Raw genomic sequence first — 15,733 nt, 5'->3', positions numbered from 1 at the left:
TGGGTGTCAGCCATTACCCGGATCAGAGCTTGTGTGCCTCGACGCGGTATCCCCGATCCTTGTAGGTCTTCCAGCAGGCGCGCTTGGTACGCAGCACGTCCTGATGCTGGTTGATGATCTCGGCGACCCGCTCCACCCGCGAGAACCACTCGGGAATCTCGTCGTGCAGATTCAACATGGCCTGCACACCCGGTTCCGGCACGGTTTCCCAGCCGATCGTCACCGGCGGTGGCGGCTCCATCGCATCGCCCGCCACCCGGTGCGGGACGTAGCTCTCTTCGCGGAAGGTCCACAGCAGCTCGTCCAGCTCGCGGGCCATGGCCTCGTCCTGCGTATGGATGTGCAACTGATACCCCTTGCGATAGATCGTCTCCGCCAGCCGGCAGGCGAAGTCGAGCCGGGCTTCCAGCGTGGTATCGGGCAGAATGTAGAAATCGACCTTGGTCATAAATCCCTTCGGGGAGCGGTAAGCGGTAAGAGCGGCGCTTCGCGCCTGGACGCGGTAGGAAAATCTAATCCCGGCTACGGGCTACGGGCTACGGGCTACGGGCTACGGGCTACGGGCTACGGGCTACGGGCTACGGGCTACGGGCTACGGGCTACGACGCTGCGAGAAAAAGTCGCAGGATATCGAATTCTGTCCTTGGCGGCTCGTCTACGGGCTCGAGTCGGCGCCGAGCGCACCTACTTCCCTGTGCTTCCGAGCGATTGAGCGAGCTAGCCTCAGGCAAGGCGAATCCAGCTAAGCGAGCGCAGTTGAGGGTTCTTCAATGAGCATCGCGAAGCTGGAATCAACGCCGCCTGGGCGACGCGCAGCCAATCGATGGTGACTAGACGCCGCCGTCGATGTCGACGAGTGCACCCGTCGTGAATCCAGCCTCGGCCAGCCACAGAATGCCGTTGGCGATCTCTTCCGGCTCGCCGATGCGGCCCATGGGGATCACCGAGCCGGCCACCTCTGGCTTGTCCGGGTTGCCGCCGCTGGCGTGGATGGTGGTGCGGATGACGCCGGGGCGGACGGTGTTGACGCGAATGCCTTCGCCGGCCACTTCTTTCGAGAGCCCTTCGGTCATCACGTCGATGGCGCCCTTGGAGGCGGCATAGTCGATGTATTCACCCGCGCCACCGAGATGCGAAGCGGCCGAGCCGACATTGACGATGACACCGCCCTTGCCGCCGTGCTTGATCGACATGCGCTTGATTGCCTCGCGGGCGCAGATGAACGGGCCGACGACGTTGATCTTCATCATCCGGTCGACGCGCTCGAAGCTCATCTCGTCGACGCGGCTGATCTGATCGACCACACCGGCATTGTTGACCAGGACTTCGACCCGGCCCAGCTCGCGGTCGACGGTCTCGAACATGGCGACGATGGCGGCTTCGTCGACGACATCGGCCTGGACCGCGATCGCGCGACCGCCATCGGCTTCGATTTCGGCCACGACCTTGTCCGCGGACGCCTTGTCGCTACGGTAGTTCACGGCGACGGCGTAGCCTTTCTGGGCGGCCATGAGGGCGGTGGCGGCGCCAATGCCGCGTCCGGCACCGGTAATGATCATCACGGGTTTCATCACATCATCCTTTCGTGAGTGGGTCGCGAGAATCGCGAGACGAAGCGACCGCCGGTGGGCGGTCGTTCCGGGCTCGGGATGCGATCCCGAGCTCAGCGTCTTGCACGGTTTCAGCGTAGGACGGAACCAGGGCCTGCGCACCAGAGCCTGTCGTATCAAGGCTCTGTCGTATCCAGACCCTGTCGTATCATGGCCCTGTCGTACAGAGACCCCGTGCTTCAGACCCTGAGGGCATTAGGCCAGTCGCATCAGGCCAGCCGCATCAGCCAGCCGCGAGTGTCTTCGCTACGGCCGTACTGGATGTCGAGCAGGCGCTTGCGCAGCTTGGCGCTGACCGCTTCGCCTTCGATCTCCGGTGTGACGATACGGTCGTTTTCGGTCACCAGCTGGCCGATCTGGGTGATGACGGCGGCGGTGCCGCAGGCGAACACTTCGACGATCTCGCCACTGGCCACGCCGTCGCGCCATTCGTCGATGCTGATCGGCCGCTCTTCCGGCGTCAGGCCGGCATCGCGGGCGAGTTCCAGGATCGAGTCGCGAGTGACGCCTTCCAGGATGGTGCCGGTCAGCGCCGGCGTCACCAGGCGGCCATCGCGGTAGACGAAGAACAGGTTCATGCCGCCCAGCTCTTCGATCCACTTGTTCTCCGCCGCGTCGAGGAACGCGACCTGATCGCAGCCGTGGCTTTCGGCCTCGGCCTGGGCCAGCAACGATGCCGCATAGTTGCCACCACACTTGGCGGCGCCGGTGCCGCCCGGTGCGGCGCGATTGTAATGCTGGGAGAGCCAGATCGAGACCGGCTTGCCGCCGCCCTTGAAGTAGGAGGCGGCCGGCGAGGCGATCAGGTAGTAGTCGACCTCGGCCGCCGGCTTGACGCCCAGCGACTTGCCATTGCCGATCATGAACGGACGCAGGTACAGGCTACACTCTTCGGCATCGTTCTTCGGCGTCGGTACCCAGGCGGCGTCCTGCGCCACCAGTGTCTTGAGCGAGCCGAGGAAGGTTTCGTCATCGAGCTCCGGCAGGGCCAGGCGACGAGCGGAGGCGCGAAAGCGCGCCGCGTTCTTCTCGGGACGGAAGGTCCAGACCGACCCGTCGGCATGGCGATACGCCTTGATGCCTTCGAAGATCTCCTGACCGTAGTGCAGCACCGGAGAGGCCGGGTCGATCAGCAGCGGCCCGTAGGGGCGGATCTCGCCGCGCTGCCAGCCGCCCGACTTGGTCCAGCGTACGTGTACCATGTGGTCGGTGAAGTAGCGGCCGAAGCCCGGGTTGGCAAGAATCTCGTTGCGCAGAGCGGCATCGAGCGGGTTGGAGGAAAGATGGGCTTCGAAACCTGAGGTGGACACTGCGACTTCTCCTGACAGTCCATGATGCCTGACGACGCGAGCAGGGCGGCAGGCGGTCGATGACTTCGGTTGGGGGCTGCCCGGTGGACGGGCAGCGGAACATTTAAATTAGCATGCAAATCGTTGGCTGCGAAGAGGGCGGCGGCGGTTATCTCTGGCGCCCGATTCCGCGCCTGTCCCGGCGCCTGCGAGTTTCAGCGCCTGCCTGCGGCGAGCTGATATTTTCCCGCGTGGCGCCGCCGCTCTCCACGGCCAAACTCCACAATGATCAGGCCTCCGGTGTGACCACCAGCTCGCTCTCGCGGTCCAGCAGATAGCGCGTCAGCAATCCTACCGGGCGGCCGCTGGCGCCTTTCTGCTTGCCGCTGTCCCAGCCGGTGCCGGCGATATCGAGATGCGCCCACGGATACTTGTCGGCGAAGCGTGACAGGAAGCAGGCGGCGGTAATGCTGCCGGCCGGACGCCCGCCGATGTTGGCGAGATCGGCGAAGTTGGAGTCCAGCTGCTGCTGGTAGTCGTCCCACAGCGGCATGTGCCAGGCGCGATCCCAGGAGGACTCACCCGCTTCGAGCAGGTCCAGCGCGAGGTCGTCGTCATTGGAGAACAGGCCGCTGGCATGATCGCCCAGTGCGATGACGCAGGCGCCGGTGAGGGTGGCGATATCGACGACGCTGGCCGGTTCGAAGCGCTCGGCGTAGGTCAGCGCGTCGCACAGCACCAAGCGGCCTTCGGCGTCGGTGTTGAGGATCTCGACGGTCAGCCCCTTGAGCGTGGTGACGATATCGCCGGGCTTGATCGCGCGACCATCCGGCATGTTCTCGGCGCTGGCGACGATCGCGATCACGTTGAGCTTCGGCTTCAGTGCGATCACGCTTTTCATGGTGCCGAAGACGCTGGCGGCACCGCACATGTCGAACTTCATCTCGTCCATGCCGGCACCCGGCTTGAGCGAAATGCCGCCGGTATCGAAGGTGATGCCCTTGCCGACCAGAACGTGTGGCGACTCCTCGGCGTCGTCGGCACCCTGGTACTTCATCACGATCAGCTTGGAGGGTTCCGCACTGCCGCGACCCACGGCCAGCAATGAATGGGCACCAAGTGCTTCCAACGCGGCTTCGTCGAGAATTTCGACTGCCAGCGAGCCGGCGGATTCCGCGGCCAGCGTCTCGGCCTGATTGGCGAGGTACGTCGGGGTACAGATATTGCCGGGCAGATTGCCCAGGGTACGGGCCAGATTGATACCGTCGCCCAGCGCGGCGCCGATGCTCGCGCCTGCCTTGGCATTGTCGGCCTGCCCCGGTTCGCTCACTAGCAGTTCGATCCTGCTAAGCTGCGGTGACGGTGCCGAGGTCGACTTGCACTGAGTAAAGCGATAGACCGCGCGAGTCGCGGATTCCAAGGTCATCTGTGCATTCCAGGCGGTGTCGCGATCTTCGACTTCGGCATCGGCAAACGCTACCGCAGCGCTGTCGACCGGCAGCTTGGCCAGCGCGGTGAAGGCGGCATCGAGTGCCTTGCGCAGTGCGCCTTCGTTGAAGGCGTCGCGTTTGCCCAGGCCGACCAGCAGCAGCCGTTCGGTGGCGAGACCCGGCGCAAACGGAATGAGCTGAACATTGGCGAGCTCCGGGGTGAAATCGCCGCGCTCGACGAGTTGCGCGATCAAGCGTTCGCTGGCGTCATCCAGCTTGGCGACGGCGGGCAGCAGGTCGCCATCCTCAAACAGCGGTACGACCAGACAGGCTGTTTCGACCTTGGCTGGATTGACGGTCAGTACGGAAAATTCCATGACATCTCCACACGACAGAGGCTTCATCCACACCACCGACATCTCACGAAGAGACAAGGGCGAGCGGTTTCTGGATAATGCTGGCACGTCGCCAGCCTCGAACGTTTCTCAGTGTACGCAAAGCGGTGCCGTATTGCATGGACCGGCAACCGGCGTCGATAGGAAGACAGGCCAGCAAGGAAGCCATTTCGGGAGACACTTTTGATTATTTTTCGTTATCTGACTCGCGAGATACTCACCACCATGGCCGCCGTTGCCGGCGTGCTGCTATTGGTGATCATGGGCAACCGCTTCATCAGCTACTTTACCGATGTGGCGCAAGGGGACTTTCCCGCCAGGCTGCTCGGCACCTTGATGCTGTATCAGTTGCCGAACTTCATGCAGTTACTGCTGCCGCTGGCATTCTTTCTGGCTATCCTGCTGGCATACGGGCAGCTCTATCTCAACAGCGAAATCACCGTGCTGGCGGCCTGTGGCGTCAGCCCGCGCAAGCTGTTGCATGTGGCATTATGGCCCGCCGCGGTCGTGGCCCTGCTGGTAGGTGTCTGCAGTCTATGGTTGACACCGGCCGGCCTGGTGCATAACGAGAGCATGCTGGATGATCAAAAGCAGAACGCCGATTTCAGTACACTGACGCCCGGACGTTTCCAGGAGCTTGGCGATCGTACGGCATACACCGAGTCGCTCGGCGACGACGCCAGCCGCATGCAGGACCTGTTCATCGCCGAACAGGAGGAGCAGGCCAACGGCCCGCCGAGACAGGTCATCACGCGTGCCCGTAGCGGTTACCAGGCGACCGACCCGGAGACGGGCAGCCGTTACCTGGTTCTCAAGGACGGTTACCGTTACAGCGTCGTGCCGGGCAGTGCGGCGAGTGACCGCCTGCAGTTCGAGACCTATGCCATTCGCCTCGCCGGCGCCGCTACGACGCCGCAATACGACGACGTCGAACTATTATCCACGCCTTCCCTGCTTGCCAGTGACGATCCGGAGGCCCGCGGGGCGCTTCAGTGGCGCGCCAGCCTGCCCTTGATGGTGCTGATCCTGACCCTGATCGCGCTTCCGCTGTCACGCGCCAATCCACGCCACGGGCGTTTTGCCAAGCTGCTGCCGTCGATCTTTCTGTACATCTGCTACATGAGCCTGCTGCTGGCGGCACAGAGCGCCATCGCCAGGGAGCAGTTGTCGGCGACGCTGGGGGTATGGCCGATCCATATCGCTTTTCTCGCGTTCGGTTTATGGCTGAACCGAGGCCGACGTCCACGCAGGAGACGTGTCCTATGAACCTTATCGACCGCTACACTGCGCGAAATGTGCTTGCCGCGATGTTGGTCGTTCAGGTCCTTCTGATGGGGCTGGATCTGGTGATCAACTACATTTCCGGGCTCGATGACGTGGAAAACCATTACGGTGCTTTCGAGGTGCTGTTGTACACCCTCATGCGGCTGCCGTGGCGCTTTTATCAATACGCACCGGTGGGTGTCCTGCTCGGCGGGTTGATCGGGCTGGGTGCGATGGCATCGAATAACGAGCTGACCACGATGCGCGCGGCGGGATGGTCGCTGGCACGCATCATCTGGGCGGTGATGAAGCCGCTCGGAGTGGTGATCCTGCTGACCATGGTGGTCGGCGAATACGTTGCACCGAGTACCGAGCAGTATGCCAAGTCATGGCGGGCGGAGCAGCGCCAAGGGGATAACGGCTTGGCTGAACAGGATGGCGGGTGGCAGCGTGAAGGCAACGATTTCTACCGATTCGCCTCGATGCGCTCCGATAATACCGTGATCGGCGTCCTACGCTACCATTTTGACGGCCAACGCCTGGAGAGTGCCCTGCATGCCGAGCGCGCCGTGCCGATGAAAGGCGGATGGCAGTTGCAGAACGTACAGGAGACCCATTTCGAGCCAGACCGTACCGTAACCGACACCTATGCCAGCGAGCCCTGGCGGACATCGCTCGATCCGAAACTACTCAAGCAGATCATCACCGACCAGGACAGTCAGTCGATCGCCGATCTGTGGCGCTATGGCCGCTATCTCAATGCTCAGGGCACCGACGCCACCGATACTTGGCTGTATTTCTGGCAGAAGCTGCTGCAGCCGCTGGTGCTGGCAGGGCTGATGCTGGTCGCTGCTTCGTTCGTGTTTGGACCGCTCAGAAGCGCTGCCGCCGGCACGCGGGTCTTCTACGGCACCCTCGTCGGCTTGTCGTTCAAATACCTGCAGGACCTGCTTGGCCCAGCCTCGACGATCTTCGGTTTCTCGCCGATCTGGGCGGTACTGACGCCCACCCTGGCCTGTTTCCTGGTCGGGTTTTTCCTGCTCAGGAGAGCGGAATGAGGGTGGTAGCGTGTCATTCCCTGTAATTTCCCATCTCATTTAGCCTTGGCCAGCGAGTGCCACCTTGGGTGGTGGGCTCGCTGGACGCTTTCCTTAGCGGCATGCTGAACTTCCCTTGTGCCTGGAATTTTCATATTTCGGTGTGCCCGTCTGCGCTTATTCCGATATATTAAGAAAATATTAAAATTTTATTAAAGATGGCGAAGGGGCAGGGCAATGGCATTAGGCATCCAGCGGGGAGGTATGCAACGGTGCCGACCGCAGTTCCTGACTGCCCGCTTCGACGGGCCGGTAGCCTTCTCCAACTCGGGATGGCAGTGGTGGCTTGGCGAGGGGCAGGCACATCGGCCAGCGCAGACGATCGATCATCATTTTCATGCCGGCGCCGGGTCCGGCGTTACCCTGTTACGTGAGAAAGTCGCGAGGTCGCGCCGACTTTATTCTCTTGCGCCGCCGAGCTTGCCGGCAACACCGCGTCACTTCGTCAAGCAGATGGCGGTATCGCCGCGCAAGCGGCTGGGAGCGCTGCTGGGGTGCAGCAATGCACTGCTCGGGTTCAGCCACGGCACGGCGGAGCTCGCTCATAACCTGGCATTGCACGAGCGAACGGTGCATGGTGTCCGGACCTTGGCCTTTGGCGAGCGCTTCCGCCACGGCCTGCCCGTACAGCAGGTATTGCTGCAGGAGTATCTGCTCGGTTGGCAGCCGTTCAACGTCGTCTGGCAGGCGCATGAGCACGAGGCAACCCGACGCCACGCGCTACTGTCGAAGTTGATCGCCATGTTGGCGTCGTTGCGCGATACCGGCATCACTCATCTCGATCTTCATCCCGGCAATGTCATGGTATCGCCCGACCCGCTGGCACCGCTGCGCGCAATCGACTGCGGGCAGATGAGCATGGCGGACGATCCCGCCATCTCGGCGGCTATACATCTTGGCGTGTTCCTGCATGAACTCAATGGCAAGCGTCTCTTGCCGTCACCGCAGCTAGAAGAGGGTGCCCGAACGCTGCTGTACCGTCTCGTAGGTGGCGAAGCCGAGTTTGCTGGCGCCGAGCGGCTGGTGTCGCTGCTCGTGCGCTATTCGAGCAAGAAGCCGTTCTCGAGACGTCGGCTGCTGCAGCGCAGACGAGAACGGCTCGATACCAGCATCATCGAGACGCGTCTGCAGGCCCTCTCCCATAGTCGCAGTCTTCCTGCCCAGGTTGCCCACGCATCGTCTATCGGCAGTCGGCAGGAGTTACGGCTTATTGCGTCTATCGAGGACGTGGTGACCATGGCGCCTTGAACCGATCAGGCCGCGCGTCCGAACAGCCCCTTGAGCCTCTTGGTAAACTGCTTGAGTGGGCGGCGTTCGTTGATGACCGCGATAAAGACCTTGCGGTAGTGCCCTGGCGGACAACTGATCTCGCGTACACCATGCCAGGAATTACCACGTCGGGTGAACAGCAAGCTGTAGTTGCCCATCGCATGGGATTCGGTAGCGCTGTCGAAATCCTCGAAGGCTGGCGCACTTTTGCTGTCGAAGCGGCCATTGTCATCGAGCACCACGGTTTGCCCGCCCCAGTCGGGCTGCCAGTCGTCTTCGCCATTGAAGTAGAAGATGTGCGAGCCCAGCTTTTCGCGGGCGTCACAGTGTGGCGAGACCGAACAGCTAGCCGGCGTGTAGTGCCAGTGAAAGCGCAAGCTGAAGGCCTGGGTGCCTAACATGCGTGCCATGAACTGCCGATAGTGCGGTCCGTGCAGTTCCTGCATGAAGGCTTGCCAGTGCGGCGACAGTTCTATGTCCGGCGAGTATTCCAGCGCCAGCCGGTCGTGGGGTTGCTGACCGTAACGACGCGTCTTGCCGAATATTTCCTCGAAGTGCTCGGCGGCGGGCAGGCTGTCGCGCAATGCCGCGTAGCCTTCCTCGGTCAGCAGACCCGCCGGGTTGGCCCATGGATAAGGGGAACGCTGCTGGAACGCCTTGGCATCCATGTGCTCCAGTGCGTCGACATCCAGATAACGCATGACATGTTCCTTCAATAATCACTGATGATCAGTTTCTGTCTGCTGGCGAATCAGCCATGAACTTGAACGTGCGGCCTCAGGATGCCAGGCGGCGCAACAGCGTCGCGGGTAAGCGCCTGGCCAGCGGTGAGCGTATCAGGCGCAGATAGGCGGCGGACCCGAGCTGGCGGCGTGCATGCCAGCACAGGTCTATCCAGCGTTCGGTCATGACCCGTGTCAGCGCCTCGGGCACATGGCGTCGGCTACGCCGGTTGGCGGCGTCGAGCCGAGCCAGCCACTGATCGGCCCAGCCGAGATATTCTTCGTTCAGCGCCGCGCCGAGTTTCTTGGGTCGCGCCAGCGCATAGTGACGATCGAGATCTGCCTCGCTCGGGACGAGTCCCGTCTCGATGAGCGCCCGGCGACAGATTTCACGCTTGCGCTCACGGCCCAGCGCATCGGTCTGCTTGGTGAAGCGTCCGCTGTGTTCGCGTCCGCAGACCAGGATGTCAGCGAGGTTGGCCATCCGCTGCGTGCGCGACAGTCGCTGGTGCAACTCGTAGTCCTGACAGCGCGGAAAATCCTCCCTGTAGCCATGCTCGCGCAAAATAGCCGTGCGCGCCATGATCGTACGGTTGGTCAGTGCGCAGTAGAACGCCAGGCTGGCGGCGACGTCATCGGCCGCCAAGGGCTGGCGCCGCACGCGCTTGAGACGCTGTCCCTGATCGTCCATGAAATCGCAGGCGCTGCCGACCTGCGCCAGCTCCGGATGGCGGTCCAGGGTCTCGACCTGGCGGGCGAGCCGATTCGGCCATGACTTGTCATCGCTATCGAGCAGGGCAATATATTCTCCACGCGCCAGCTCGAGGCCGCGGTTGCGGGTTGCCGGAATGCCCAGATTGCGCGCATTGCCCTCCACGCGCAGGCGTGGATCCCGGTAGCGGGATAGGACCTCGAGAGTGGCATCGGTCGAGCCGTCATCGACGATCAGCAGTTCGAAGTTCTCGAATGTCTGCGCCAGGATGCTGTCGACGGCCGTCGTGATGTAACGCTGGCGGTTATGTACCGGAATAAAGACCGTGACGCGCGGCGTGCTCATCGGCGCTCCCGCCAGTAGTGCTCGCCGGCGCGCAAGCGAATGCTTTCTACCGTGGCCTGCACCTCGTCGGCAATTTCGAGGCGCTGCCGGCCTGGCGTCGCATCGTCCACTATACTGATATCGTCAAGCAGGTTGCGCATGGCAAGTACCTTGTGCAGGCGCTCGGTATTGCGCGGTGCGGTTATCAGACCTAAGCCGAATGCACGGTCGTACAGTCGGCCTTTCCAGTCCTGCTGGCGATGGGTGCCGCGGGTTCCGGTCGCCTGTGTGCGCCCGTGCATGAACGCCTCAAACCGATGCCCGAGACGACTCCATGATGTCGGCGGCAATGCGAGCGGAAAGACATGCACCGGTTTTTTGGTCCGAATGGCTTCGGCCTGCATCGATACGCTGTCGCCTGACACGACGAATGCGTCGCACAAGGCCAGATAGGCCCGGTAGGGGTTGTCTGCACCGTCTTCGTGGTGCCAGGCGTAGCGATAACTGGGAACATCGATGCCAGCGAAAAAGGCGTCCGCCGCGTCGGGTGGCGTGCGCGGGCTGGTGGTGATCAGCAGTGACCCTCCGCGAGCCTTGGCCAGGCGACAGGCGGCCTGAGCCATCGCACGGGCAACGGTGGCATCGAAGTGCTGCGTCTTCGTTGCGCCGCCGACCAGCACGCCGATACGGGGCCGGGGAAGATCGTCGAAGCGCGCTTGCCAATCCGCGGCGGCCTGATCGAGCGCCGCAGGGTCGGGCGCGTTGAGAGGCAGGAGGTTATGGATGACATTGTCCCGTGCCGGCAGGCCATACTGAGGCGTGGTGATGATCAGATCGAACCAGTCCAATGGCGCGCGCGGGCGGCCGAGGAAAATCAGCTGTGTGCGTCCTCCTGACTGCTGCTTGACCCAGCGTGCTGCGCCGACACTGCGCCGGCCCGTGCTCAGGATCAGATCCGGCCAGGGGGGCTCGAGACGATCGGACTGGGTCAGATCGATGTTGGCAAGAGATGGGCGGCTGAACAGCGCGGGTCTTGGCGCAGACGGTTTGAAGTTCAGCCGTTTTTCCTCGCTGGGCCAGCCCAGTCGCTGTGCAAGTAGTGACAGCTGCGCATTGTCACCGTGATGCCGGCCCAGCAACAGCCATACCCGTGGAACGCGACCATGCCCCTGGCGTGCGCCGCTCAGTCCGGACTGGACGCACTCTCTCATGCCGGTTCCCGTGCGCTGGATATCAAGATGCCAGACGAGATCGGGATAGGCCCCGCTGATGCGGCGCAGCTGTTCGCGCCACCAGTGGGTACGGTAGAACGGCTGATCGTCGACGCGCCGGGGATCGGGGAGCTGAATGCCGACATAGAGTAAACGGCGGGCGCGCTGAGCCAATTCTCCCATGAACCAATGGATGTCTTCGGCGGGAAGATGTTCGAGCACCCCTGTGACGGCGACACCATCGAAGGCGGCATCCACCGCAGCGTCGCGCTCAGGATGCCAGAGCTGGCTCGCTTCCAGATTGAGCGGCGAGGGCGGCGCGGTCTGCCGAGCGGGCCGGCACCATAACAGCGAGGCGGCGTCGCACTCGCTTGCCAGCTGTGCGGCGCGGGGGCTGCTGCGCAATGCTTCATCGCTATCATCAGGCGTGTCGAGCGCTTGCAGCGCCTGCTCGAACCAGGGGCTTGGCGCCTGGCGGGAAAAGGGTCCGTAATACTGAGCATCCGCTTCCTGCTCCAGGCGGTGCCATAAATCGCCCAGCGCGTTGGGATGATAAGAGTAGATCCTCGGCGTCGGCTGCCAGGGCTGCTGGTGCAGCGCGGTATAGTGCAGCACATGGGTCCGGTTGTGTTCGTACTCCTCGTCGCGGGCGTTCCAGTGGCCGTCGAGTTCGCCCCACAGGCCGGGCTGTTCGGCCGGCGTGTCGGTCAGCGTCTTCTTGGCGGCCTGCCTGGCCTGATCGAGGTTCCACCACTGCGCCATGCGGGCGCAATCCATCACCATGACCGACGTGTCCTTGGCCGAGATGGCAAGATAGCCATGTTCGGCCATCGGCAGGTCGAACAGCACGGCGGGATCGGTGAAGTAGATCTGGTCGACGTCGTTATAGATGGCGCGCCCTTCGCGGCCGGCGAAATCGGGAATCGCGAAGCGGTAATTGGTGAAGCCGGTGCGCCATGTCGACTGATCGAAACCGGCGATATCCTTCATCAGGTAGATGCGGTATTCCCGTGCAGGATCGCGTACGCGTTCGACCGAATAGAAGAATATGCGCTGGGCTCTTACCTGGGCTTTCTCGGTGCCCAGGAAAATGCGCACCGGAGGACGCGGCGAGGGTGCTGAGGTCAACGCCGGCAGTATCACGCAGTGGGGCTGATGCGAGGTATCGGCGCGCTCGACTCGAATCGGTCGGGCGGCGATGGTCAAGGTCTCCTCGTTGAGACATGAAGCATTGCTTGTCAACGGAAAATCCCCTTCATTAAGCGCGCCTAAAGCGGTTTGTTGGCATGCTACACTACGATAAATCAAAAAGCAGCGTTGGCGCCGATTCGACCATGAGCCCGGTTTTTGCGTGACACAACAACTCCCCAGGATTGCCCTGCTATTGCCTTCGCTTGCTGCCGGTGGCGTAGGCCGTTCGATACTTCATCTGGCTGAAGCGTTTTGCGCTGCCGGCCATCCGGTGGATCTGGTGCTGTGTCGTGCCGAAGGCCCTTATCTATCGGCGATACCGGCAGGCGTCAACATCGTGACGCTCCAGCCACGGAGCGATCTAGTCACACGGCTGGAGCTCGTTCGCATGGACCCCGCCGGCCTCACTGCATTGGCGCGCCCGGTGCTGCTGACGCGGCATCCGGCGCCCGTCCAGCCCTATCTGGCCGATCTGGCTCGTTATCTGGCCAGCGTGCGCCCGGCGGCGCTGCTCGCCGCCAAGACGCCCACCAATCTGCTGGCGCTGTGGGCTCGGCGCTTGAGCGGCGCGCCCACCCGTGTCGTCATCAGCGAGCGTACTCAGCTTTCTCGGTCCATCATGCTCAGCCGCAAGTGGCGCTGGCGTCATATTGCGCCGCTGATCGCACGCACCTACCCACGGGCCGATGCGATCACTGCGGTTTCCGATGGTGTCGCCGATGATCTGGCGATTACCGCCGGGCTGCCGCGCGGCGCCATCGATACCGTCTACAATCCAGTGGTCACGCCGGGGTTGGCGGTCCGTGCCGCCGCGCCGGCACCGCATCCGTGGCTGGAGGATGATGGATCACCGGTCATTGTGGCGGCGGGGCGACTGGTGCCACAGAAGAACTTTACGTTGCTGCTGAACGCCTTCGCCCGGCTGCGTGAACAGCGTGCGGTGCGGTTGATAATCCTGGGCGAGGGGCCCGAGCGGCCCCGGCTTGAAACGCTGACCCATACGCTGGGAGTAAGTGGCGATGTGGCACTGCCCGGCTTCGTGGACAACCCCTATGCGGCCTTTTCCCGGGCGGCGCTGTTCGTGCTCTCTTCCGATTACGAAGGGCTAGGCAATGTCTTGATCGAGGCGCTGGCCTGCGGCTGCCCTGTGGTGAGCACGGACTGCCCCAGCGGTCCGACGGAAATCTTGCAGGGCGGGCGCTTTGGCGAACTGGTGCCGGTAGATGACATCGAGGCGCTGACCGCGGCCATGACGCGCACGCTCGATGCGCCGCTGCCGGCGGAGACGCTGCGCCGGCGCGGTGGCGAGTTCAGCCTGGAACGCAGCGCCAAGCGCTATCTGCAACTGCTGTTGCCGACCGAGTTTGCCCGGACAGAGAAACTGAACCCTGACGGAAAGGCGAGTTCAATGTGACGGCCAGCAGCGAAACGACGGCGCAAGGCATCCTATCCATGCCTACGCCGTCGTCGAATCGGTTCAGGCGGGTTGATATGCAAGATTGTTGTCGCCGATCTCGACCGCCACCAATTGCCCCCGTTCGAGCCGATAGACATGATCGGCGGCCTGCACCAGCGCGGGCTGGTGAGAGACGGCGATAATGGTGAGTTCGCTCTTGAGGCTCTGCAGGGTTTTGCTGATCGCTGCCTCCGCTTCCATATCGAGGGCACTGGTCGCTTCGTCGAGGATCAGCAGCTTGGGGCGATGGGCCAGGGCTCGGGCAATGACAATGCGCTGGCGCTGGCCTCCCGATAACCGCGAGCCGCGCTCGCCTACCGAACTCTGCATCCCTTCGGCCATCTGGCTGACGAATGACCAGGCATCGGCCTGGCGCAGCGCACGTTCGGCGTCCGCCTCGGTCAGGGTAGGGTCGCCAAGGGTGACGTTGGCCAGCACGCTGTCATGCAGCAGCAGCGTTTCCTGCGGGACGTAGCCGATCAGACGCCGCCAGGCGAGCCGGTCGATCCGCTCGATCGGCATACCGTCGATACGGACCTGACCGGTACTGGGCTCCAGCAGCATGCACAGGATGTCGAGCAGGGTGGTCTTGCCGGAGCCGGAGGGACCGATCAGCGTGATGAACGAGCGGGCCGCAATGGTCAGATCGGCCTCGCTCAGAATCGCGTGGTCGCCATAATGAAAGCGCACGCCCTCGAAAGTGATCTCCCGTTCGAGGGTCGGCACCTGATCACCACCGAGGGGTTCGGCATTGTCGCGTGCCGCCTGTACCGCATCCTTCAATGCCCAGTAGGCGCTTTCCTGGGTCTGCATCTGCTGATAGCGACGCTGCAGCTGATTGAGCTGCATGACCACCCGTGCCAGCAGAAATACCATCACCATCACGGACGGTAACGAGAGGCCCCACACGACGAGGGCCAGATAGAGGCCTATGGCGACGAACAGCGTCAGGATCGGCTCCTGAATGGCCTTCATCCCTTCGCGGGCCAGCACCTGACGCTCCATGGCGCGGTTGAGCTTGTGGGTCTGGCGCTTGAGCAGCGCGTCGGCGACATCGTAGCGTGCCATCGCCTTGAGCGGCTTGACCGAGCCCAGCGTATCGGTCAGGCGTGAGAGCAGTTCACGCATCAGTCGGGTCTGCTTCTTGCCGGCGCGCTTGGAGGCGCGGACCAGCCGATACAGCATGATCGACATCAGCACGCCGAGTCCCAGCGAGACCATCGTCGCCTGCCAGCCGATCATCAGCGCGACGATCGCGTAGACGACCACCTGGATGAACAGTGAAATGACGTTGGCGCAGTGCTCGTAGCCGGTGGCGGCGCGGGTAGCCTCGGTAGCCACCGAGTTGGCCATGCCGCCGGTGGGCTGGCGCAGATAGTGCTCCCAGCGGCTGGCCAGCAATGAGTGGATCAATTCGAGGCGCAGATCGGTGGCGACCCGCGCGACCGTGTAGCCGACCTGGCGGTTGGCCAGCAGGACCAGCGCGCTCTTGACCGTCATGCCGATGACGATGATCGTCAGGATTACGCCGACGGTGGTCGGCAGCCCGATGGCGTCCATGATGGCCAGCACCTTCTGTGAGAAGGCGTTAGGGTGCTCGTCCTGGCCGAGCGCCACCGATAGCAGCGGCAACACCGTGGTCAGGCCGATCCCTTCAGCGATGCCTGCAAATAGCAGGCAGACCAACATGATGATCGTGCGTCGGGGATAAAGGCGAAAGAATGCGAAAAGCAGGCGCATGTGCGAATCCGTGGGCGGTCGTGG

General features: G+C 63.0%; 12 protein-coding genes. 4 read left to right on the top strand and 8 right to left on the bottom strand.

Annotated elements, in window-relative coordinates:
• Positions 1 to 22: 22 nt before the first annotated feature.
• The 4 genes from R5R73_RS14135 to R5R73_RS14120 all read right to left on the bottom strand — a co-directional run bounded on the left by R5R73_RS14135 (position 23) and on the right by R5R73_RS14120 (position 4,706).
• Positions 23 to 448 (bottom strand): DNA polymerase III subunit chi, encoded by a 426-nt coding sequence (locus R5R73_RS14135; RefSeq protein WP_071229978.1) that lies wholly within the window; start codon positions 446 to 448, stop codon positions 23 to 25.
• A gap of 382 nt (positions 449 to 830) precedes the next feature.
• Positions 831 to 1,571: an SDR family oxidoreductase gene (locus R5R73_RS14130; RefSeq protein WP_322527850.1), complete on the bottom strand. Its 741-nt coding sequence runs from the start codon at positions 1,569 to 1,571 to the stop codon at positions 831 to 833.
• 248 nt (positions 1,572 to 1,819) lie between these two features.
• Positions 1,820 to 2,920, bottom strand: a complete 1,101-nt coding sequence (locus R5R73_RS14125) for a branched-chain amino acid aminotransferase (protein ID WP_322527849.1) — start codon at positions 2,918 to 2,920, stop codon at positions 1,820 to 1,822.
• 268 nt (positions 2,921 to 3,188) lie between these two features.
• Positions 3,189 to 4,706, bottom strand: a complete 1,518-nt coding sequence (locus tag R5R73_RS14120; protein WP_071229975.1) for a leucyl aminopeptidase — start codon at positions 4,704 to 4,706, stop codon at positions 3,189 to 3,191.
• 201 nt (positions 4,707 to 4,907) lie between these two features.
• On the opposite strand from R5R73_RS14120, the gene lptF reads away from it, so the two are divergent.
• The 3 genes from lptF (at position 4,908) to R5R73_RS14105 (ending at position 8,332) form a co-directional block, all read left to right on the top strand.
• Positions 4,908 to 5,990: an LPS export ABC transporter permease LptF gene (gene lptF / locus R5R73_RS14115; protein ID WP_071229974.1), complete on the top strand. Its 1,083-nt coding sequence runs from the start codon at positions 4,908 to 4,910 to the stop codon at positions 5,988 to 5,990.
• A complete protein-coding gene (gene lptG / locus R5R73_RS14110; protein WP_071229973.1) occupies positions 5,987 to 7,045 on the top strand; it encodes an LPS export ABC transporter permease LptG in 1,059 nt (352 codons plus the stop codon). Before lptF ends, lptG begins: the two co-directional genes overlap by 4 nt.
• Positions 7,046 to 7,288: 243 nt before the next feature.
• Positions 7,289 to 8,332, top strand: coding sequence for an AarF/UbiB family protein (locus tag R5R73_RS14105; protein ID WP_322527848.1), 1,044 nt, complete (start codon positions 7,289 to 7,291; stop codon positions 8,330 to 8,332).
• 5 nt (positions 8,333 to 8,337) lie between these two features.
• Here R5R73_RS14105 and R5R73_RS14100 read toward each other — a convergent pair whose 3' ends face one another.
• The 3 genes from R5R73_RS14100 to R5R73_RS14090 all read right to left on the bottom strand — a co-directional run bounded on the left by R5R73_RS14100 (position 8,338) and on the right by R5R73_RS14090 (position 12,528).
• On the bottom strand, positions 8,338 to 9,054 hold the full coding sequence (locus R5R73_RS14100; protein WP_071229971.1) for a hypothetical protein: 717 nt from the start codon (positions 9,052 to 9,054) through the stop codon (positions 8,338 to 8,340).
• A gap of 76 nt (positions 9,055 to 9,130) precedes the next feature.
• Positions 9,131 to 10,132 carry a glycosyltransferase family 2 protein gene (locus tag R5R73_RS14095; RefSeq protein WP_071229970.1) on the bottom strand — a complete coding sequence of 334 codons (1,002 nt, stop codon included), beginning with the start codon at positions 10,130 to 10,132 and terminating at the stop codon, positions 9,131 to 9,133.
• A complete protein-coding gene (locus tag R5R73_RS14090; protein WP_322527847.1) occupies positions 10,129 to 12,528 on the bottom strand; it encodes a mitochondrial fission ELM1 family protein in 2,400 nt (799 codons plus the stop codon). The genes R5R73_RS14095 and R5R73_RS14090 overlap by 4 nt, the downstream gene beginning before the upstream one ends.
• A gap of 145 nt (positions 12,529 to 12,673) precedes the next feature.
• On the opposite strand from R5R73_RS14090, the gene R5R73_RS14085 reads away from it, so the two are divergent.
• Positions 12,674 to 13,927 carry a glycosyltransferase gene (locus R5R73_RS14085; RefSeq protein ID WP_071229968.1) on the top strand — a complete coding sequence of 418 codons (1,254 nt, stop codon included), beginning with the start codon at positions 12,674 to 12,676 and terminating at the stop codon, positions 13,925 to 13,927.
• Positions 13,928 to 13,990: 63 nt separating this feature from the next.
• On the opposite strand, the gene R5R73_RS14080 is transcribed toward R5R73_RS14085, so the two are convergent.
• Positions 13,991 to 15,709: an ABC transporter ATP-binding protein gene (locus R5R73_RS14080; protein ID WP_322527846.1), complete on the bottom strand. Its 1,719-nt coding sequence runs from the start codon at positions 15,707 to 15,709 to the stop codon at positions 13,991 to 13,993.
• Positions 15,710 to 15,733 lie beyond the last annotated feature (24 nt).

The organism is Salinicola sp. LHM (assembly GCF_034479735.1).
In the GTDB taxonomy this organism is placed as follows: domain Bacteria; phylum Pseudomonadota; class Gammaproteobacteria; order Pseudomonadales; family Halomonadaceae; genus Salinicola; species Salinicola salarius.
This window is presented reverse-complemented; position numbering and strand designations above follow the sequence as displayed.

What these genes read in the sequence shown, in the direction of transcription:
- R5R73_RS14135 (WP_071229978.1), bottom strand. Translation starts at nt 448, where the DNA reads ATGACCAAGGTCGATTTCTACATTCTGCCCGATACCACGCTGGAAGCC.
- R5R73_RS14130 (WP_322527850.1), bottom strand. Translation starts at nt 1,571, where the DNA reads ATGAAACCCGTGATGATCATTACCGGTGCCGGACGCGGCATTGGCGCC.
- R5R73_RS14120 (WP_071229975.1), bottom strand. Translation starts at nt 4,706, where the DNA reads ATGGAATTTTCCGTACTGACCGTCAATCCAGCCAAGGTCGAAACAGCC.
- lptG (WP_071229973.1), top strand. Translation starts at nt 5,987, where the DNA reads ATGAACCTTATCGACCGCTACACTGCGCGAAATGTGCTTGCCGCGATG.
- R5R73_RS14105 (WP_322527848.1), top strand. Translation starts at nt 7,289, where the DNA reads ATGCAACGGTGCCGACCGCAGTTCCTGACTGCCCGCTTCGACGGGCCG.
- R5R73_RS14100 (WP_071229971.1), bottom strand. Translation starts at nt 9,054, where the DNA reads ATGCGTTATCTGGATGTCGACGCACTGGAGCACATGGATGCCAAGGCG.
- R5R73_RS14095 (WP_071229970.1), bottom strand. Translation starts at nt 10,132, where the DNA reads ATGAGCACGCCGCGCGTCACGGTCTTTATTCCGGTACATAACCGCCAG.
- R5R73_RS14080 (WP_322527846.1), bottom strand. Translation starts at nt 15,709, where the DNA reads ATGCGCCTGCTTTTCGCATTCTTTCGCCTTTATCCCCGACGCACGATC.